The 19106-nt window shown below is 57.9% G+C and carries 12 protein-coding genes and 5 pseudogenes; 11 read left to right on the top strand and 6 right to left on the bottom strand.

Annotated elements, in window-relative coordinates; translation table 11 throughout:
- The first annotated feature begins 25 nt into the window (after positions 1-25).
- The 6 genes from QX071_RS16230 (at position 26) to QX071_RS16205 (ending at position 9201) form a co-directional block, all read left to right on the top strand.
- On the top strand, positions 26-2008 hold the full coding sequence (locus QX071_RS16230; RefSeq protein WP_315707229.1) for an AAA family ATPase: 1983 nt from the start codon (positions 26-28) through the stop codon (positions 2006-2008).
- An 18-nt stretch (positions 2009-2026) separates the two neighbouring features.
- The gene (locus tag QX071_RS16225; RefSeq protein WP_315707228.1) at positions 2027-2329 is read left to right on the top strand and encodes a hypothetical protein; all 303 of its coding nucleotides are present in this window, start codon (positions 2027-2029) and stop codon (positions 2327-2329) included.
- A gap of 932 nt (positions 2330-3261) precedes the next feature.
- Positions 3262-3912, top strand: a complete 651-nt coding sequence (locus QX071_RS16220; RefSeq protein WP_315707227.1) for a hypothetical protein — start codon at positions 3262-3264, stop codon at positions 3910-3912.
- Between the two features lie 101 nt (positions 3913-4013).
- Positions 4014-6251, top strand: a complete 2238-nt coding sequence (locus QX071_RS16215; protein WP_315707226.1) for a Mu transposase C-terminal domain-containing protein — start codon at positions 4014-4016, stop codon at positions 6249-6251.
- An 83-nt stretch (positions 6252-6334) separates the two neighbouring features.
- Positions 6335-7312, top strand: a complete 978-nt coding sequence (locus tag QX071_RS16210; protein ID WP_315707225.1) for an ATP-binding protein — start codon at positions 6335-6337, stop codon at positions 7310-7312.
- A 2-nt stretch (positions 7313-7314) separates the two neighbouring features.
- Entirely contained in the window at positions 7315-9201 is a 1887-nt protein-coding gene (locus tag QX071_RS16205; RefSeq protein WP_315707224.1) for a TniQ family protein, read from the top strand.
- Between the two features lie 58 nt (positions 9202-9259).
- Here the strand turns inward: QX071_RS16205 and QX071_RS16200 are convergent.
- A pseudogene (locus QX071_RS16200) lies at positions 9260-9448 on the bottom strand (integrase core domain-containing protein); the annotation flags it as partial.
- A 403-nt stretch (positions 9449-9851) separates the two neighbouring features.
- Between QX071_RS16200 and QX071_RS16195 the strand changes: the two are divergent.
- Positions 9852-10079 (top strand): annotated as a pseudogene (locus QX071_RS16195) (type I secretion system permease/ATPase); the annotation flags it as partial.
- A 752-nt stretch (positions 10080-10831) separates the two neighbouring features.
- Here QX071_RS16195 and QX071_RS16190 read toward each other — a convergent pair.
- On the bottom strand, positions 10832-11188 hold the full coding sequence (locus tag QX071_RS16190) for a hypothetical protein (RefSeq protein ID WP_315707223.1): 357 nt from the start codon (positions 11186-11188) through the stop codon (positions 10832-10834).
- A 270-nt stretch (positions 11189-11458) separates the two neighbouring features.
- Here QX071_RS16190 and QX071_RS16185 point away from each other — a divergent pair, with 270 nt between their 5' ends.
- From QX071_RS16185 to QX071_RS16175, 3 genes and pseudogenes are all read left to right on the top strand, one after another.
- Positions 11459-11797: a hypothetical protein gene (locus QX071_RS16185; RefSeq protein ID WP_315707222.1), complete on the top strand. Its 339-nt coding sequence runs from the start codon at positions 11459-11461 to the stop codon at positions 11795-11797.
- Positions 11798-12611: 814 nt separating this feature from the next.
- A pseudogene (locus tag QX071_RS34075) lies at positions 12612-13130 on the top strand (ImmA/IrrE family metallo-endopeptidase); the annotation flags it as partial.
- 350 nt (positions 13131-13480) lie between these two features.
- On the top strand, positions 13481-15214 hold the full coding sequence (locus QX071_RS16175; RefSeq protein ID WP_315707220.1) for an AIPR family protein: 1734 nt from the start codon (positions 13481-13483) through the stop codon (positions 15212-15214).
- A 266-nt stretch (positions 15215-15480) separates the two neighbouring features.
- Here the strand turns inward: QX071_RS16175 and QX071_RS16170 are convergent, their stop codons facing one another.
- Together QX071_RS16170 and QX071_RS16165 are read right to left on the bottom strand one after the other, a co-directional pair.
- Positions 15481-16080, bottom strand: a complete 600-nt coding sequence (locus tag QX071_RS16170; RefSeq protein WP_315707219.1) for a hypothetical protein — start codon at positions 16078-16080, stop codon at positions 15481-15483.
- A gap of 51 nt (positions 16081-16131) precedes the next feature.
- Complete coding sequence (locus QX071_RS16165) at positions 16132-16332, bottom strand: hypothetical protein (protein ID WP_315707218.1); 201 nt, start codon at positions 16330-16332, stop codon at positions 16132-16134.
- A gap of 385 nt (positions 16333-16717) precedes the next feature.
- Between QX071_RS16165 and QX071_RS16160 the strand changes: the two are divergent.
- A pseudogene (locus tag QX071_RS16160) lies at positions 16718-16861 on the top strand (DUF2442 domain-containing protein); the annotation flags it as partial.
- Between the two features lie 423 nt (positions 16862-17284).
- Here QX071_RS16160 and QX071_RS16155 read toward each other — a convergent pair.
- Together QX071_RS16155 and QX071_RS16150 are read right to left on the bottom strand one after the other, a co-directional pair.
- Positions 17285-17827: pseudogene (locus QX071_RS16155) on the bottom strand (ABC transporter ATP-binding protein); the annotation flags it as partial.
- The gene (locus QX071_RS16150) at positions 17820-19106 is read right to left on the bottom strand and encodes an alkaline phosphatase family protein (RefSeq protein WP_315707217.1); all 1287 of its coding nucleotides are present in this window, start codon (positions 19104-19106) and stop codon (positions 17820-17822) included. The gene QX071_RS16150 and the pseudogene QX071_RS16155, both read right to left, overlap by 8 nt.

Genomic DNA, 19106 nt, shown 5'->3' with positions numbered 1-19106 from the left:
GCTTCAGCACCGCAGTGGATCCGTCATGCGAAACCGAACGCACATTCGCGAATATGTACAACATGGCACGCCTCCTCGCCATGCCGCAAACCTCATCATCCGAATCTCGATCGTTCGCGCGCTCCGCCGGAGTGGCCTTCACCATGTCCTGCGTGGAAAACCTGCTTTCGTCGCCTTTACCGGTGCGCAACCGGAACTTCTCGAAGTGTACGCCCGGGAAGCTTTGGCACTTCTGGGGGCGGTGGTCGACCATGAAACGACCTACCACGCCTTGTTCTGGCACAGGGAGGATGCAGGGAAATCTCCGGCTGATCGCGATTCGCTCCGCTTGTTGTCGAACCACAGCATCGTGCTCGGATTCGCCTCAGACAAAGAGGACGTGCCAGTTGCGTTTCAACGGATCGCAGACCAAATCGTAGCACTCGACCGAACTGATGAACGCGTGTTGGCAGCGGCCTTCAGGGCAATCTTTCGCGACGTCCCTCCTCCTCAAACTCTTTCTGCGGCGGCCGATGTTCCCATCGAAGTCTTGAACGTCTACCTCAGCAGCGGCCGCACACTGCGCCAGGCGATCGACCTTATCGAGCGGTATCGTTCCGTTTCCCCGGAGGCTCGGAAGGCCGACCTGACGCCACACCCTCGCCTCCAGGAATTGACCGGATTGGGAGATGTCGCAGATTGGGGGATGTCGCTGGCAAGGGATCTTCAGGAGTATCGCGACCAGCGGCTGTCGTGGGCCGACGTTGACCGCGGGGCTCTGGTTAGCGGGCCATCAGGGACCGGCAAGACGCTGTTCGCAAGAGCTTTGGGGAACACTTGCGGCGTTCCGGTGCACGTACACTCGCTCGCCAGGTGGCAAGCGAAGGGACATCTCGGCGAGCTCCTGAAAGCCATGCGCCGCGCTTTCGACGAATCCATCAAGTCCGCCCCTTGCATCCTGTTCATCGATGAAATCGACGCTGTCGGAAATCGGGAAAATTTTCAGGGGGCAAACGAGCAGTACTGCAGGGAGGTGGTAGACGCGCTGCTGGAGTGCCTTGACGGCCTGGAAGGCCGAGAAGGCGTTGTCGTCGTCGCCGCGACAAACTACCCCGAAAAGGTCGACCCCGCCCTCCTCCGACCTGGACGTCTCGACAGGCATTTCTCAATCGCCCCGCCTGATCTGGCCGCACGCTCGAAGATCCTGCGATATCACCTCGGTGACCACCTTGCCGGGTTCGATCTGACCGACATTGCCCGCCGCCTCGAGGGCGCGACGGGCGCCTTGATCGAGAGGGTTGTCCGTGACGCACGCCGACGCGCCCGACGTTCCGGACAGCCGATGCTGCTCGAGGACTTGGAACGGGGTTTCCCGCGTATCCGGCTGTCCGAGGCCGCATTCCAGCGGGCTTGCGTTCACGAAGCCGGGCACGTTCTGGTTGGCCACCTTTTGAGCGCGGAATCCGGCAGCATTCCGACCGCTGCCCGGGTCCTGCGGGAAACCGTCCATTCACAAAGCGACGCCGGCCAGACGGAATTTTATCGAATTCCAGGCTTCGACCGCTCGATCACCGGCCATCTCGCCGAAATGACGACCTTGCTGGCTGGACTTGCGGCCGAAGATGTTGTCCTGGGTGGCCATGCTGGTGGCAGCGGCGGCGCGGAAAACTCAGATCTTCATCTCGCGACCGTCCTCGCAGCGGGCCTGGAATCATCGTTCGGCCTCGGCAACAGCCTCGTGTACCTCGTTCCCAACGATCCCGTCGAAATTCTAGCATTAGTTCGCAGCGATTCCCGCCTGCGTCGACAGGTCCATGCGAAGCTCAAAGCCTGCGCGCAACGCGCTCGTGTGCTGATAGGCCAACATCGCGGCAAGCTGGTCTTGATCGCTGACGCCCTCGCCCAGCACAGCCAACTTACGTCCTCCGATATCACCCGCCTCGTACGAGGAGAGGATTCAAATGATGTTTCTTCAAATTGTGAGGACCGCAATAGGGATCTCGTAACCTCACTCCTACCCGAGCAATAAAAGGTCTCACGGGAGACAATGGCAGGGCGCGCCGGGGAAACCAGCTTCCATCGCACTCCAGGGTTTGACAAGATAAAGGCTAGATACATCGCGAAGGTCACGACCCTACTCGCCGAACTGGCGGCCGAACCGGTCGTGTTGGGCGAATATGCGGACGACGGCAGCGGATCAATCGATTCCGATTTATATCAGGCAACGCTTGTCGCCGCTGCAGTTGAGGCATCCCTCGGATTGGGGCAGACTTTGACCTGCATGACCTCCACTGATCCGGACCAACCGATTGAACGCCTCAAGAATGATCCGGCGCTCGTCAGCGATTGAGAGTCTCCTCGGCGACGTATGAAGGGCGCCCGAGCGCTGGCCCGAGCAGAACCGTCGAGTGCTTCATCTCTTGGCGCGTGAATTCGTCGCTCAGACCGGTATCGATCGGGAGCATTTCTCGGCATCATCTTAAAAATGGCCGCAAGATCGATCCCACCTGGATGAAGTCGCTCCTATCCGGCGACGATCGATTCGAGCCGCCGCGGCTGCTTCACGATCCAGTTACACTTTTCTCGATTTTTGACGCTCAACGTTCAATACGCCATTAAGGCAACGCCAAAAGTGGAGCCATCGAGATGAAGTCGGATCTTGTGGACGACGCGTTGCAACTGTATGCAGCACGTCCTTTCGCATTAGCGAAAGCCCGCAGCCTGATCGTCTTCGCAGATGATCCCAACCAGAGGAGGCTCAAATGTTGAACGCATTCACGCAAGCCTCCGGCTGCATCTCCGCACGCAAATCCTCGGTGCTCGTCAACATATCGGCGTGATCGTTGGCGGCTTGCCGCTTGCACTGTCGCACGCCGATGCGGGCATCGCATGTCCCGAACGACAACGTTCCGACGCATTCTGGCGTCGCCGTGGGGAGATCACGTCCATGATCCCGCTCGCCACACTGACTGACGGCCTGAAAACGCGCTGACCTAGCAGACACGTCCGCAACGTCGCCGCCGAACGCTCGGTATCGCGATCCAACTCGCTCGTCAAAGGCGGTGCGAGGCGCCGGAATCCGCTTGCCGAACGCCATGTTTACCGGAGACCCCACATGTACTCGCACCACACCCTCTACCGCGAAATCATTTCCGCCAACCCCCACGTCATTGCGGGAGCATCGCGCCGGTCTGCGAGGTTTGGTGGCACTGACACCTATAGGGGCTGCCTCATAACACGCCTGTTTGCGAACCGTGCCCTCAAGGCCATGGGCGCGCGGTGGTGATCGAACCCAGCGTCGCTGATCGCATCCCCGTTCCGAAGAGGCTTGGATCGAAGATCGTGGTGCTTATCGACCCGTTCCGGAGGCGCGAAATCTACGCCGAAAGCGGCCTCGAATCCAAGCACGTCACTTCGTTCATTGCCCGATCGGACGTGATCGCGATTCACGAGCAGTTTCTCGTCTCCTACACCCGCGACGGAACGACACACATCCACTACGTGGATGCGGTCGTTGATTTCGCCGATGGAAAGCGCATTGCGCATTTTATCAAGTATGCCGCAGAGGCACACAAGGTGGCGCTTGAGGACCTCGTCCGGATGATCGCCGCAACCGGCGACCACAAATTCGATGAATATCGTGTCTTGACGGAGTTCGACATCAGCCCGACGACAATCGCAAACGCCGAGCTCATCGTTCGATGCGGACGCAACTTCGACATCGACGCCATCGACCTGGTCCGTAATCATCTTCGATCGGCGCCGCCCGTCGTCACGCCTCGAACGATCGCCGGTCAAACCGAACTAGGATCGCGCGGTTCAGACGCCTTGATCGCCATGCTCCAGTCAGAGGATGTGAGCCTTGTGCGCCCATATTCCACAATCACACCCGATACACGGTTCAATAACTTTATTGGCCGTCGCCCATCGTGATCTAGCAAATAACTCTGGATTTTCCGTCCTCGCTTCAGTCATGTCCACGATCAAAGGTGTGCCAATTCGCATTTACGCGTCATTATCTACGTTGCTTCGAAATGAGTGATCGACGTGAGCGCAGCAACAGGTTCGGTCGTCACGACCGCCTGACTCTGGATGGTCAGACCTATCGCGTCTTCCAGAAAGAACGAGATCGCTTCACTCTTCAGCTGGTATCGGACAGCCTGCTCCAGGACTACTTCATCACAAAGTCGGATGCGGAGATAAACGCCCTCAGGCGAACGGGACGGCTGAAGTACGAACGCGATTTTTACTCCAAGACGCTCGCCTACCTCCGTCAACGCAACGACAGCTCTGATCTTTCGGACCTTCCGGAAGATGCACTGCGCACCATCGCCTGGAAGACGGAGTGGTGCGTGCGTTTCCATCGTCGACGGATCGATACGAACTCAGCATGGAGGCCGAGACAGTCCCCAACCGACTTAAAGCGATTCATTGATTCCGAAAAACACGTGATGGACCGATGGTACTTCGACCTGTACGGCGAACGCCGGCGGCCCGGTCGTCGGATCGCGGGACAGCCTCGAAAGGAATTCGATTATCCCGGCCCCTCTGCCCTTCGCGAATGGTTGACTCTGTTTCGAAAACACGACGAGCGGATGGAGGCATTCCGCCCCGGCTACGAGCGTTCCGGAAATCGAAATCAGATCAATCCTCTCGCGCTTCCGATAATCGACCAATGCGTGCCGCGTTACGCGACGAACACCAGACCCTTGATGCGCGACATCTACGAGGACGTCGAGCTCGCATTGGAGGATTTGAACGCCACTCTTCCTGAACGGCAAAAGGTTTACGTAAGCGAGACGGCCGTTCGTCGTCGAATACATAAAATTGACCCGTTCCTGCTCGAAGCGGGGCGGTTCAGTCTCGACCGGGCAATCCGCAAATACACGCCAGTTGGACTCGGCCTATCAGTCCACATGCCCATGGAACGGGTGGAAATGGATGATTGGGAGTTCGACCTCATGAGCCTGGTCATCCGGACAGACACCTGGCGTAAGTTATCCGAGGAACAGAAGGCTGACATTCCTCGAGCGCGATGTACCGCTACCGTAGCCATCGATGTCGCAACCCGGTGCATCGTGGGCTTTCACTTGACTCCCTTGCCGCCAAGCACGCAAGGCGCAAAATCCGCGTTACGCACCGTCATGACCGACAAGTCCGCGATCGCTGGTTTTGCAAACTGCATAAGCGATTGGCCGATGTTCGGCAGACCTGGAGCCATCGTTACGGATGGAGGCCCTGCGTTCAAAGGGGACTTTAGCGACTCCGTTCGATTGAGCGCAACCAACCGCGTGATGCCCGATATGGATCCTCAAATGCGAGGAACCATCGAGGCATTCTTCCGGCTATTCAAGCGCGTGTGTCGGTACTTTGCGGGGCAGACATTCGCAAATGTCGTTGAGAAGGATGACTACCCTGCAAAGGAAATGGCAAGCGCGACGTTCGAAAAGACTTTCCAGGCCGCCGTGCGATACATCGTCGACCGCTATCATCACCGCGGCCATCGCGGCCTCGAGGGACGCACTCCCTATGGCGAATGGACCCGCCTCACCCGGAAGTACGGCCTCGATCAGCCTCCAACACCGCATCAGCTTTTCGTGGCGTTTGGGTATAAGGACGAAAGAGTTATCGATAAGCACGGGATTCAGATCTTCGGCTTGAGTTACAACAGCGACACCCTGGCGCTGCTGCGCGCAAGGCTTGGACGCGGGAAGGTCGATTTCTTCGTCGACCCACGTGACCTCGGCTCCATTCTTGTCGTCGTTCCGCGTGCCTTCCGCGAGGTGCGCGAGATAAAAGCCCAGCTCGACGGCGACTGCCTTCTCGTCGCGTCGGTCGGGGGCATCGCATCCGGCGTGACTTTGGAACAGCATCTGTGGGCACGCAAGGAAGTCCGCGAATTTGCCAAAGCCGAGCAAGCTGCTGGCCGTCCGTTTCGGCTCGGAGCCCATCGCGATCTGTTGTCGGCCGGTGAACAGGCGCGACGAGATGCAGGTCTGGATTTCTTCGGCCTCTCGCAAAAGCAATACAGTTTTCTATCGGCGGCCTTCCGCCAAAAGACCCGGGCGGCGTTCTCGACACCGCAACACCCCGAGTCTCCCCAGCAGGTCGATGAGAAACCCGGCAAGGTAGTCGTAACCATGCCCAGACGACCACCAACGCGGTCGTCGTCCAAACCGAGACCGAAGAAATCGTCCGCCAACTCGTCCGCGACGCCTGCAACCGACCAGCCGTTTAGCAGCAGCATCAATCTGTATGGAGAAGATGAATGACGTCCAGTTCACCGCGGCGCACTAAGAGCGCCCCTCCCCCTGCGCTACCTGAACCACCCAAGGCGGACGACTTCGAGTCCAGGATGCTAGCTAAGCTCTCGAGTAACAGCCGCCGTACCGTGGAGATTCTTCGTCGGGTAAAAGGGGTATACGTTGCGTGTGGTCGCGACGCCGCATTGAGAAATAAGCTTGACCTGTTTCTGGAGCATATCCTCTCGTACAATGGAACCCGCCGCGACGATGGCCGCATTTTCTTCATCACGGGAGAAAGCGGCGCGGGCAAGTCGACAATCGTCAGGCAATTGATCGCAGAGACCCCAGTACTGCAGCCGGAACGACGACTATACGGACTGGTCAGTCCGATCGTATCGGTTTCGTTGACCGGCCCATGCACCTTGAACACTCTCGGGGAAAAAATCCTGGAAAAGGCCGGGTATCCGATAGTTCAGAAAATTGGGCCTAGCCAATTATGGATGTCCCTTCCGGAGCGGCTCGGCCACCGCGAGATCATGCTCGTCCACATCGACGAAACGCAGAACATGCTGAAGAAGACACGACAGAACAAGGATCGCAAAGACCTGGCCAATGCGTTGAAGGGCGCAATGAACGATCAGGACTGGCCGATTAGTTTCATTATGAGCGGGCTACCTCTAACGACCGATCTTGCCCGTCTCGATGAGCAGTTCGAACGTCGCGGCTTTTTTCAAGAGTTGCCTGATATCGATATGGAGAACGAGTCCGAGCGGAAACTCGTCTTAAAGATCATCAAGGACATGACGAGCGCAGCTGATATCAAATGCGATGACGTCTTGAAAACCGACATTCCGGACCGGGTCGCCCATGCCGCCAACTACAGATATGGACGAACAACGCAGGTCGTTCTCGCTACGATCCACGACGCTGTGCGACACAATGCATCATCTCTTCATCGGAACCATTTCGCCAGCGCATATCTGGCTCATTCGAACGCTCAAGGGCATGACGAGATGAACCCGTTCCTCGCCGATGACTGGCGAACGCTCCCTCCGGGATCCTTTATATTTGAAAGCGAGGAGGAGTGACGATGATACGGCGCGCGGTCAGTTGGCGCCATTCTCTTGAGCAGAGAGAGCCAGCGGTCGGCTTCGCGTCGCGATTGGCCGGACTAAATGGCCGATCCATGCGCGTCTTCTTGCGCGAAGTGTGCATCTCGGCCCACGATCTCGATAAGAGCCGGCAAGGCGCCCTTGATGCCGTTGCCGCGCTCGGCAATCTCGATCCGGTACAGCTCACGCAGTTTACGCCGTTTCCCGTCGGGGACGGAAACTACGTCACGATCGGGGCAGAAGCACTCCACCGCCTTTCGGTTCGGCGGACCTACTTTTGCATCTGCCCGCATTGCGTTCGAGACGACATCTTCAGATATGAAGGTCCGATCGCGGCCCGCCCCTGGCTTCGTCTCGAATGGATCGTAACGCACTTCCGATCTTGCGACCGGCACAACGTCCTGTTGATGCCCCAAACCCCTGTCCGACGCCGCTACGAGCCGTTCGACTTTACGGAGTGGATTGGTCGCATCATTCCTGAGCTCGATGGCTTGGCTTCGGACGCCATCCCAACCCGTCCATCCCCGTTTCAGCGATGGCTGACGGACCGTCTTGAAGGGAAGCGCAATTCGGGCAACTGGCTGGATGACATGCAGCTGTACGCGGCCGTGGATTTCTGCGAGATGCTCGGGCTGTCCGCTCTGCACGCTCCCAAGGTTCGCGTGGGATCGCTGACGGAATCGGAACATGCGGCAGCAGCCGACGAAGGATTCAGAATAGCCAACCAAGGCGAGGAAGAGATCGAACGACTATTGGTCCGCCTGGCCGACGCCCAGTCCACGACGCGCGGCTTCTGGGGACTACGGGATACCTTCGGGCACGCCTACGGCCTTCTGAACAAGACGAAAACCAATCCGGATTTCGCCAAGCCGAGAGCCGTATTTCGACGTGTCGCTATCGCAAAAGTCCCGATCGAGGCCGGGACCGACGTCCTCGGGGAGACCCTGGAGAAGCAGGTGGTCCATACAATCCGGTCCGCGTCCAAGGTGTCGGGCGCACACAGCCTTACCATCCGACGCCTGTTCGAAAGGAAACGTCTCCGGGACGAGCAGACCCTCCAACTCATGGATCATCGAGTGACCATCAATTCGGACGAAGTCGAAGAGATGCTGATGGCCCTCAAGACTGCATTGACCACAACACAGGTCCAGAAGACGACCGGCATTCCGCGCAATCATCTATTCTACATGATCAACGCCGGACACCTGCCGACCGTCACGGCCTCCAACGAGAAGGCCTACGCAAAGCACAGATTTACCCAGGCCGCGGTCGACGATACGCTCGAACGCCTGTTTTCCGGCACCGTGCCAGTGGCGAAGCCAACCGGGCGCCAGATGTCCATTCTCAGGGCCCGGCAAGCTTCCGTGTCGGGACTCAACGAAATCATCGACTTTCTGTTCTCTGGCCAAATCTGGAAAGGTCTGCTGGCCAGACGACGCGAATACGGAGCTCTTCTAGTCGATGCGGACGAGATCATTGCCGCAATCCGTCGCGGTCGCTCGAAATCGGGCTTCAGCAAACCTGAGGCGGCCAAGTTCATTGTCGGCATGGCGCGCGATTCCGTGGGAAAATTCGTTGCCTCGGGTCACCTTGAGCTCGTGGAGGAGTTCAGCCCAGAAGCGCGGAGAAACGTTCAGGTCGTGTCCCGGGAGAGCGCGGATGCGTTTCTCCAGAACTACGTTTCGTTGGGTGAGCTATCGCATACTGCTGGCCTTCATCACAAGCAGGTGCGATCGGCCCTTCGAACGGTTGGGATCGAGGCCCACTTTGATCCGGATGACTTCCTAAGCTTCTTCTATGTGAGAGCTGACGTGAATGGTGCACTTCAACGCAATCCTGACCTTTGGTCTTCGGGAGTCAAATGAGGTGGTCCCGGTTGTCTGAACAGGTTTTCCGCGTCGATAAGTAGAGCCTCTGCCGTGGTTAGGCCGCCGCGCGGAGCGGAGGAAGATCGAAGTAGGCTTGATCCGGGGTGCGGTCGTCAAGGCTCGAATGCGGACGGCGGCCATTGTAAAAGTCGAGATACCGGCCGATCGAGTTCCGGGCATCACCGACAGTTTCGTAGGCTCGCAGATAGACCTCCTCGTATTTGATGCTCTTCCACAGCCTCTCGTCCTGTCCAGATTTCCGGGACCAACTCAGAGCACGCTCTTGGTGAGGTCGACACACTCCCCGAATGTCGCTTTCGACACGCAATAGTCCGGCATTAGGTAGCAAACGCCACCAGACGAAAATCTCACTGCTTGTCATAGTAGCCCCATCGATATCGGGGGTTTTGATGGATGTGGTTCGCGAACTGCGTCGCAAGCAGGATGCTTTAAGGAGTGATCGTCCGTTGCTATTCGAGCGTCTGGCAGAGGTCGACAAGCAAGTTGCGGCGCTCGATACGGTTATCCAGATTTGGGAGCCGGATCATTTTCCGACGAAGGCAGTCGCTCGGCGTCGTGGAAAGAGCGAGAAGTTTCTCGACGGACTTTTCGAAGGCGAGAACTTCGCGGCGTTGATTCTCGACACGCTGCGCCTGCGGCTCTATGTGCCGGAGACCGGCCGCATCATGATCGATGGCGTCGACCTCGCTATGGTCGATGTTAGCTGGCTGCGGCGGCAGCTCGGGGTGGTGCTGCAGGAGAACGTACTGTTCAACCGCTCGATCCGCGACAACATTGCGCTGGCAGATTCCGGCATGCCAATGGAGAGTGTCATTGCCGCTGCGCAGCTTGCTGGCGCGCATGACTTCATCCTGGACCAGAATCCGCGCCATGCAGCCGCGCGGCGTATCGAACGAATGCCGTACATGAGATCGACGATCTGAAACCGCTTACGGTTCGTCCAAGAATGAGGATGCCAAAGATCTCGCCGGTACGTAGACATCTGGCGATAGCCTTTCGCAGTTGGGAGGATTGCGCCGAATGACTTCCGGATTCAACATTGTTGATGATGGGGCGCGTCGGTCTTCCCGTCGGGGCGATCGGTGTTGACGGGGAGCGTATGGATGACTTCAAGGATAGCGGCCAAGCAGGTTGCGGATCAAACCGATGAAATCGAATCATCGGGGCGATCACTGACTGCCCAAGCAAAAGTGCTTGTGACCGAGTGGAAGGCAGCCAGGGCATCTAGGGGCCGATTTGCCAGTACCCTCATGCAGAGTCCGCCCGCTTCTGATGATGTTTTGATGGAACGAGCCTTCACGCTCATGACGAAATCCAACACAGAGCAAGTTCGCCTAAAATTCCTTCGCACGTCGATGGAAATCGGTTCTGTGAGATCATTGCGCGCGCGAGTTGCCAGATGGGACGCTTTTTTCTCCGCGTCGCCGAGTGACGCAGTCTTGGAAGAATTCCAAGCCATCAAGGCGACGCTCGACGAGATGTCGGAAGTTGAACGAACTCATGGCATCGGCGCATTGCTCAATCTGAATCACCCGGTCGTCATTGGGCTTTCACAGAGGCCAGGTTCGTGGATAGGCCCTCAAGAAATACAAAATGCTCGTTCCTATCAGCGCTTAAGCGGCGGCGTATCGCTGGGCGTACATTCTTCGACCAATTCATCTATCGAAGCAAACGGTTGACCTTTTTGAACGCCATGTTTATCGAAGTATAGATATCGTTTCTTCACTTTCGCCTTAGTCGAGATCACGACAGACGAGCCGTCCTTTATTAGATTCTCGATGTTCTCGAGAAACTCTTGATATAGCAGATCCTTCAATATTTCTGCATTTTCAATCGCCCCGGCGTCTGCAAGAGCGGATTTGAAAGCATCTGGTCCTGCATGTCCCGGGAAAGATCGGCCGTTCACGACAGCGTAGTAGATCAGTATTCCTTCTACGAACGTCATGCCAATTGCTTTAGTCATTGATTCTCCGATACCGAGGTTGTGAGCGTCACTCGTTTGCTCAGACGACAAGAGAGGTTGCGATTAAGCAGGCGGTTGCTGATCAATTTCAATCTCTCAGCCCCGGTCTATCGCCTAGCAGAGGATTCGCCTACCCGCCCCCTCCCGAGGCGCTGCGTGGCCTGGTATCGGACCTCCGCGCCGGTGGAGGATATTTCGTGATGACCGTGCAATATCGACGCGCCGGGAGATCAGCGCCTCGCCCCGGGTCGGTCTAGTGGATGATACACCTTGGGCTCTTCTTCCAGGGAGCGGCTGGCCTTCACCACCCTGCCCGGACCGCCCCGGGTCGTCCACGGGCACGCGCCTCGTCCACGCGACGATGACGAAGGTCTGCCTATTGTCGCCGTGATGCCTCGATTTTGGTACTTCCAGCTTGTCCTGATGAACAACCGCGATCCAAGCAAGAACGAACGCTTCTTTGACGGCGGTGGTTTTTTCGATTCAAGTCGATACAACTCGACAGGTCAGTTGGTTCATCGTCAGATGATCCGATTGTGGTGGAAAGTTGTGGCGTGGGCTGTGGGATGGGCGCTGGTGCTTGGAGCCGCAGAACCCCACCTGCGCTAGAACAGTCGTCAATGAACAGCTCAGCAGTGGAACGTTGGCTTTCGGTCAAAAATGCACCTCAACTTCGCCGATCGAGAACGTCGGCTTAGGGCCACAAGCGGTCGTCCGCCGCACTATCGAGAATTGCTGTCGATTACGTCCCGGCTTGCTGAAGTGATCGACAACCATCGACGAAGCTCAGGCGTGGGCCGACGAATGCCCTGCTTTCCGCGTCGGCCAATCGCCCTGGCATGCCGAAAGAAGCCATATGCGGAGAGCAGGATTAGAGCGGTCGCGGTGACGATGTTACCAGTCGCGAAAAAGGCAATACAAACGATCCACACGCCAAAAAAGATGGCGTGCCATAGCGCGGCGAACCCGAGATAGGTTTTGCCTGTTGGGATGCCTCTGCTCATGCTGATCACTTATGCATCCTTGCAGCCCGCCGCACCTCCATGTTGATCTTTTCGGCTTGCCGACGACCTCATGGTAAAGACTGCGTTGCGTGTTATCGAAACGGGCGACATCCGCTTGGGTCAAAAGCCGCCTTACAGTCCCGCTGTGGGTTACTTCCGGTTGTGCCCGCGAGCAGACATCGCCTGCGCCGACCGCAAGGGGCGACGCGAGTTCGCCGAACCGCAGTGTTTTTCCGCGTCCGTCGGCGAGCTTTTCGACCGCGTGGTTCCGCACCTCGGGCTATCCGGAGGCGTCTAGTTCACATCTTTGGGTCGCCGGAGACCACAACTTTGGGTCTCTCGATTTGGGACAGTTAGAAAACCCTTATGGATCAGTGACTTCAGGATGACCTAGTTCGGAACTTTGGGTTTCCCACCAAATGGCCCAACGACGATCTTACCTTGAAGATGAAGATATCGAGCTAGTGGCACGAGATGCACGCCGGGTCCTCGGGATAGAATACATCCCGAGGCCTGACATGGTGACCGCCCTCTTTAAGGCGCAGCACCTTGGCATCATTCATAGCTATGTCCGCGTTCCCGATGCGGACATGCACGAAGATCTTGCGGCGTATGACCCCGATCAGCGAATGCTGAAACTACAAGAAAGCACTTTCGTTGCCGCAAACGAAGTGCTCGGACATCCGCCCGAACGGGCTCGCGCCCGCTTCACAATAGCCCACGAATTTGGCCACGTTTTTCTCGGCCACACGAAGACCCGTCATCGCAATATATCAGGCCGACGGATCGAGCAGATCGCACCATCTATCATTAAGGATGAAAAGGATGCAGATCGCTTTGCCGCAGCTTTCTTGGCCCCCTCTCATTTGCTTGAAAATCCACTACTCTCTTCTGCGAAAGAGGTCCGAGATAGATTCGGAATTAGCCTCTCTGCGTCTACTATTCGACTAGAATCACTCCAACGAATGTATCGTCGAGCACACGGAATCCCGCGACCAATTCCGCCGAGCATCTATGAATTCCTATCTGATGCAGCAAAGCGTGGCGCAAAAGTCACTAGCCTGGAAGCCGAGCGTAGCCGCAGGGTTGCGGAAGCTAGGGTACGGGGCTACGAAGGCGAGGCGTGCTCTGAGTGTGGCAACTTCACCCTGGTGCGCAATGGCACTTGTACGAAATGTGATACTTGCGGAAGCAAGACGGGGTGTTCGTGAGGCACCAGCAATTTACCACCGGAAATTGTAATCAGCAAAGGGTGGCTCCGAGCCACCTATTTTTTGAGATTGGTCATATGTCATCGCTTAAGGTCAACCAAATCAAAGCTCGACTTCGAACCCTCTTTGAACCTCATCTCGACCTAAGCGATCTCTCCGAAAAAGACACCGAGAGAGACCAAAAAATTCTAACACGATGCCTGGCTGCTTTTGGCGTATATGCCATAGCGGCATGCAGTCCAGAGCAGGCCGCTGCCGCCGTATGGGACGGTTCCGGCGACAACGGAATAGATGCCGCCTATTTCGATCAATCAGATCTATGCGTCGTATTCGTCCAATCAAAATGGATCAACAAGGGCTCAGGCGAACCAGAAGCCAAGGATCTGGGTCCCTTCATAAATGGAGTAAAAGATGCAATCGAACAGAACCAAGCCAATTTCGGCGCACGGGTTCAAGCTCGATTGGCCGACATCCTCGTCAGAATAAATACGCCAGGAACTTCGATCCATTTAGCACTCGTCACTACGGGAGCGAGCACACTAGCAGCGCCCGGTCAGAGCCTAATCGATAAGTTATTGAAGGAGCTGAATGGTGAAGATCCAGACGAGATCGCTTCCAGCGAGCTGATGGGCCTTTCCGAAGTATACTCTCGGCTGGCGAATGATCCGCTTCAAGGCAACCTGACGCTTGACGCGCAGATTCTTGATTGGTCTCGCGTCAACTCTCCGTATGCAGCTTACTTCGGATTAATCGACGGTTTGCAGCTGAAGACATGGTGGAGAAAACATGGAAAAGGTCTGGTCGCAGCCAACATCCGTCAATCCTTAGGTACCACCGAAGTAAACAACGAGATTCGTCAAACTGCGATAAGTGCGCCAGAGCACTTCTGGTACTTCAACAACGGAATCACCTTGACCGCTGACGAAGCGCTCAAGGCACCTGCTAACGCTGCATCACAATCCGCCGGCCAATTCAAATTTCGTGGAGCATCCATTGTAAATGGCGCCCAGACAGTTAGCTCCCTCAGCAAGGTAGACAACGATGCAAATCTTGGCAAGGTCCGCGTCCCGATACGGGTTATATTGCTAAAATCGACACCAGCAGGATTCGGCAACGCCGTAACACGGACAAACAACCTTCAAAATCGCATAGAGTCCCGAGACTTCGTTGCCCAAGACCCTCAACAAAGAAGAATACGTGAAGAAATGGCGGTCGAGGGTATCGACTATCAGTTTCTCCGAAGCGAAGACGTCGTCGCGACGTCCACTTCTTGTGAATTGATCGAAGTGACGACAGCGCTAGCTTGCGCCTCTGGCGATCCGAATTTAGCCGTACAAGTTAAGACTGGTATAGGCCGCTTCTTCAACGACCTCGCCAAGCCCCCGTATAAGGCGGTATTCAACCCCGCGGTCAGCGGTGCGCACGCCTTCAACGCCACGATTGTCAGCAGAAAAATTGACGACTGGATAGAGAAAAAGAAAAAGACTATTGCAAAAAAGAGCGGCACTCGGTGGGGAGTCCTCATTCATGGAAATCGAATTCTGGCATCAGTGGCGTTTCGAAAGCTGGGCATCCAAAAGCTATCGCAACCGATAAAAGACTTTGGCGCCGATCTTAACACCAAAGTGCTCGAGGCAATCTGCGAAGATACCTACCAGGAGATCGTCAAATCTGTAGACAAGAAGTTTCCTGGAAAATTTCTCGCTGTTCTTTTCAAGAACCCGTCCGCGAGCAAGCAAGTATTTGATGATGCCAGCAATCCTCCCGTAAAAGGCTCAACCAAGAGCCCCTCGTCGACAAAAAGGTCGTAGCAATCGGAGGGCGCAATAACGGAGCCTAATCCGCCGCTTGACCCGATCGGCGGTTTACGTTTGGCCACCACGAAGCTTGGACGCGTTACGGTGATAGTGCACTGATCTCTCGCTCACCCAACACGCTCACGACCTCATACACCAGCACCGCCGCCGCAGGCGTGGGCCGCCACGGATTGGCACCGCCAAGGAGTTCATCAAGGGCGCAGACGATCAGGTTACTCCAATCGCGCCTAACGATAACACTGCCCTTTTCTTCCGACGCCCTACTGCTCCGCCGCCAGCCGCACGACCTGCCGGCCGCCGTTCAGCTCGCGGAGCTTGTTGACGTACTCCTCGGGCCGGGTCCAGCGGACCGGGGTGTCCAGGCCCATGAAGCTGGCGATGCTGCCGATGAATGAGGTGCAGTTCGCCGTTTCGGCGTTCCACACCGGCGAGTCCGCCTGCAGCTTCTTGATGTAGGCGAACACGCGCTTGGCGTCGGCTTCGTTCAGATAGACGCGGTAGCTCGCGGTCACATAGTCCGGATCGAGATCGCCATAGCTCGCGCCGGTCTCGGACGGCACGAAGGTGAAATAGCCGAGCACGTAGGCGAGCTCGTCGCCGGCCGGGGTCAGGCCAGCGACGTCGACCGCCTTCTCGCTGCTCTTGCCATACCAGACGAAGGCGTGGCCCCAGCTCGCGGCGGTGCGCGCCCGGAAGTCGACATAGTATGGCCCTTTAACCTCGGAGACGCGCCGGGCGGGCGCGGTCCGTGCGACCTCATGAGCCATGCGGGCGACTGCCGGCCGCGCGGAGGCGGCCTGCGCGACGCAGGGCAGCAGCAAAGCTGACAACGAAAGTGCGACCCAGCCGAAACGCCGCATGACAAGCACGCCCCCGGGGATGATGACGTCTGGTGAAAGAGCTGACCGGGCTCAGTAGCCGCGGCGATACCCCGGCGCGGGGACGACCACCGGCGCCTTGCCGACCGGAGACTTGCCAATCGGAGCTTTGCCGATCGGCATCTTGCCGAACGCGGGCTGCTCGTAGACCGGCTGCGGACGCGGCAGATCGGCGGCATGGGCCATCGTCACCAGCGCGAGCATCGCGCCTGCTGAAATCACGAATGTCTTCACTCGAACTCTCCCCGAGTCTGAACAGCACCCCAAGCCCTCAGCACCACGACCATGAACGACGGATTGCGTCGAGAGTGGGGCAGCCGGTCATAACATTGGGGCCGCGGTCACTGTCTTCCGCGTGATCTCGACGGCACCAGAACACGTGTTGCGAGGCCCTTTGATCGGTTGTGGCCGAAACAGCGCGTAAGGGTGGATTAGCGGAGCGTCATCCGCCGTTTCGCCCCTTAAGGGGTGCAGTCCAGCACACTTTATCGTGACGGCGGTATAGTCCGCTTTTTGCTTGCTGCCTTCGTCTCCCCACGCGCGGTCAAGGACGACAGCGCTCCTCTTGCTGCACGTTCCATTCTCAAACACAATTGGGCGGTTCCTTCCTGAGCTCGGCATGACCGTTTCGGCAACCAGCGTCCGTTTTGACGAACACACCATGTCGGTCGAATTGACCGATGGTCGAACGCTCAGGGTGCCCTTGGCTCGGTTTCCTCGCCTGCTGCACGCCACTCCGGCCGAGCGTCAACAGGTCGAGATAAAATTACGGTGACGCTGCATTTTACTCGCCTCGCTAAGTCCGTGCGGCTATCCGCACTTGCATAAGTCGGCATTCTTGCCGACGATCAGGTCACCTATACTGAGCCCGCCATAACCGTCTCAGTGACCAGCGTCCGGTTTCAAGCGAGCTGCGTAGCCCGGATGAGCGTCAACGACATCCGGGGCTCACGCGCTTTTCCCGGATATCAGCTTCGCTGATGCCGACTACTAGTCTAGATTATAATGCAGGAAGTAGTGCGCCAGACGACGTATTTAACAACGTTCAGCGCTTTCAGTTGGAGTTGCGAGCTCGAGACACACCAACGGTCGTTTCTGACTTTGAGTATGATCGCAACCAGAGGCCCATGATCCGATTGATGTCGGAGCGCGCCTGATAACCAGCAAGCGTAGGGCGGATTAGTTAGTTAGACAGCGGCTCGTCCATCAGAAACACTGCGGGGTGCCGCACCATCGCGCGGCCGAGCGCAACACACTGGCATTGACCGCCCGAAAGTTGGCCCGGCTTGCGGCGTAGCAGATGGGCGATGTCGAGCATGGAAGCAGCCTGCTGGATCTCACTGCGGATCGCCTTTTCAATGCCGGCACGTCCCGGCCATGCACGGCCCACACGCGGCAGCCGCTGGGCAAAGGTCAGGCGGCGGGTCCGCAATGGCAGCGCGAGATTATCGAACACGCTAAGATGTGGATAGAGCGCGTAAGACTGAAACACCATGGCGACGTCGCGCTCCTTGGGGCGCTTGTCGTTCACGCAGCGGCCGCCCACCACGACCTCGCCGCGATCCTGCGCCTCCAGCCCAGCGATGATCCGCAGCAAAGTCGACTTTCCGCATCCCGAGGGCCCTACCAAGGTAAGGAACTCCCCATCGCGAATGCTCAGCGAAACTCCTTTCACGACGGCGGTTTGGCCATAGCTCTTCTCGATGTGGCGTAGCTCGATCTCAGCCATCCTGGCCTCCCCGCGCGGCCTGAAGCGGACGCCCATCCATTCCAGAACCAGGAAGCCCAAGATGGGCAAGAATGGTTGGCGCGATGTCGACGACACAGGAAGGCTCTTGCCTCACCGCGCCACGGCTGAAGCCGGCGCCCTCGATCATGAGAAAGGGCGCCTGCTCGCCTGCGCCGAGGCCGCCGTGCTGGCCGCTGCCGAGAATATCTGCCTTGCCGCCGGCGCGCTCCGCAACGAGGCTGGTGCCAGCTACGCCATAGGCGTTGGCTTCCTGGCTCGCGCGCATTGAGACCGCAAAAGCAAGGCCATGATCCCGGGACTGCCCCACCGACCCCAGAGCGCTGCCATCGAGAACAGTGCCCGTCCATTCCTGATTGGCAAGGAAGTCGCCAAGCGAGGGCGTGCGTGCGACGAAATCGGGATGGACATAGAGCAGCGCGGAGGTGCCATTGGAGGCGACGACCACGTCGGATGAATCAGCGCTCTCCTTCAATCCGGCGGCGATCAGTTCTTCATCAATGTCGACGACGCCTGCGACCGTCTGATGACCGTGATCCGATCCTATCAGCAATAGAATATCGTCCCGGTCCGCGAGCCTAGCCACCGCGTCCATGACCCGCCCCGCATTGCGGTCGGCCTCTTCCAGCACCGCAAGATGACCGGGTGATCCCATCGGCAAGACATGCTGCGTGGCGTCCGGCTCGCCGAGCCATAGCACCGCAAGAGCAGGAGGATCGGACTGGGGCAACACCGCTTCGCGGATGAAGCGCTCGGTCATCGCCCGGTCACCCTCTACATCCAGCGTGACGCGGAGCTGTTCGTCTTGCGGCAGCGGGACCCGGCCGCGGCCGTACGATCCGGCCCGATGATAGACCCGTCCAAATCCATCCGGATCGTGCGCATAGGCCGCTCCTGGCGATACGTTGCTGAAGATGACAGCACCGCCGCTGTCCGTTACGTACTCCGCCAAGGTTGGCACCGCCAATGCGCGACCGGTGACGCGTCGCTTATGCTGGAGAAAGTCGGGCCGGCCCGCGTCGTGCCGAACGAGTCGCCCGTTCTCCATTAGCGCCATGGTGTTGCCCTGCAAGCCGTGGCGCGCCGGATGGCAACCGGTTGCCAGGCTCGCCGAAACCACCCGCGTGCAAGACGGAAACACCGTGCGATGGGCGGCGAACTGCTCGGAGCGCCCAGCGAAGGCCGCCAGACGAGGCGTGGTCTGGGCCGTCACGAGATCACGGCGTAGACCATCGAGGATGACGAGGACCGCGCGACGCAT

Origin of the sequence: Bradyrhizobium sp. SZCCHNS1022, from assembly GCF_032484835.1 — a bacterium.
In the GTDB taxonomy this organism is placed as follows: Bacteria; Pseudomonadota; Alphaproteobacteria; order Rhizobiales; family Xanthobacteraceae; genus Bradyrhizobium.
Note: the sequence above shows the minus strand (reverse complement) of the source record. Positions and strands in the feature narration are given on the sequence as shown.

What these genes read in the sequence shown, in the direction of transcription:
- QX071_RS16230 (WP_315707229.1), top strand. Translation starts at nt 26, where the DNA reads ATGCGAAACCGAACGCACATTCGCGAATATGTACAACATGGCACGCCT.
- QX071_RS16225 (WP_315707228.1), top strand. Translation starts at nt 2,027, where the DNA reads ATGGCAGGGCGCGCCGGGGAAACCAGCTTCCATCGCACTCCAGGGTTT.
- QX071_RS16215 (WP_315707226.1), top strand. Translation starts at nt 4,014, where the DNA reads ATGAGTGATCGACGTGAGCGCAGCAACAGGTTCGGTCGTCACGACCGC.
- QX071_RS16210 (WP_315707225.1), top strand. Translation starts at nt 6,335, where the DNA reads ATGCTAGCTAAGCTCTCGAGTAACAGCCGCCGTACCGTGGAGATTCTT.
- QX071_RS16205 (WP_315707224.1), top strand. Translation starts at nt 7,315, where the DNA reads ATGATACGGCGCGCGGTCAGTTGGCGCCATTCTCTTGAGCAGAGAGAG.
- QX071_RS16190 (WP_315707223.1), bottom strand. Translation starts at nt 11,188, where the DNA reads ATGACTAAAGCAATTGGCATGACGTTCGTAGAAGGAATACTGATCTAC.
- QX071_RS16175 (WP_315707220.1), top strand. Translation starts at nt 13,481, where the DNA reads ATGTCATCGCTTAAGGTCAACCAAATCAAAGCTCGACTTCGAACCCTC.
- QX071_RS16170 (WP_315707219.1), bottom strand. Translation starts at nt 16,080, where the DNA reads ATGCGGCGTTTCGGCTGGGTCGCACTTTCGTTGTCAGCTTTGCTGCTG.
- QX071_RS16150 (WP_315707217.1), bottom strand. Translation starts at nt 19,106, where the DNA reads ATGCGTCGCGCGGTCCTCGTCATCCTCGATGGTCTACGCCGTGATCTC.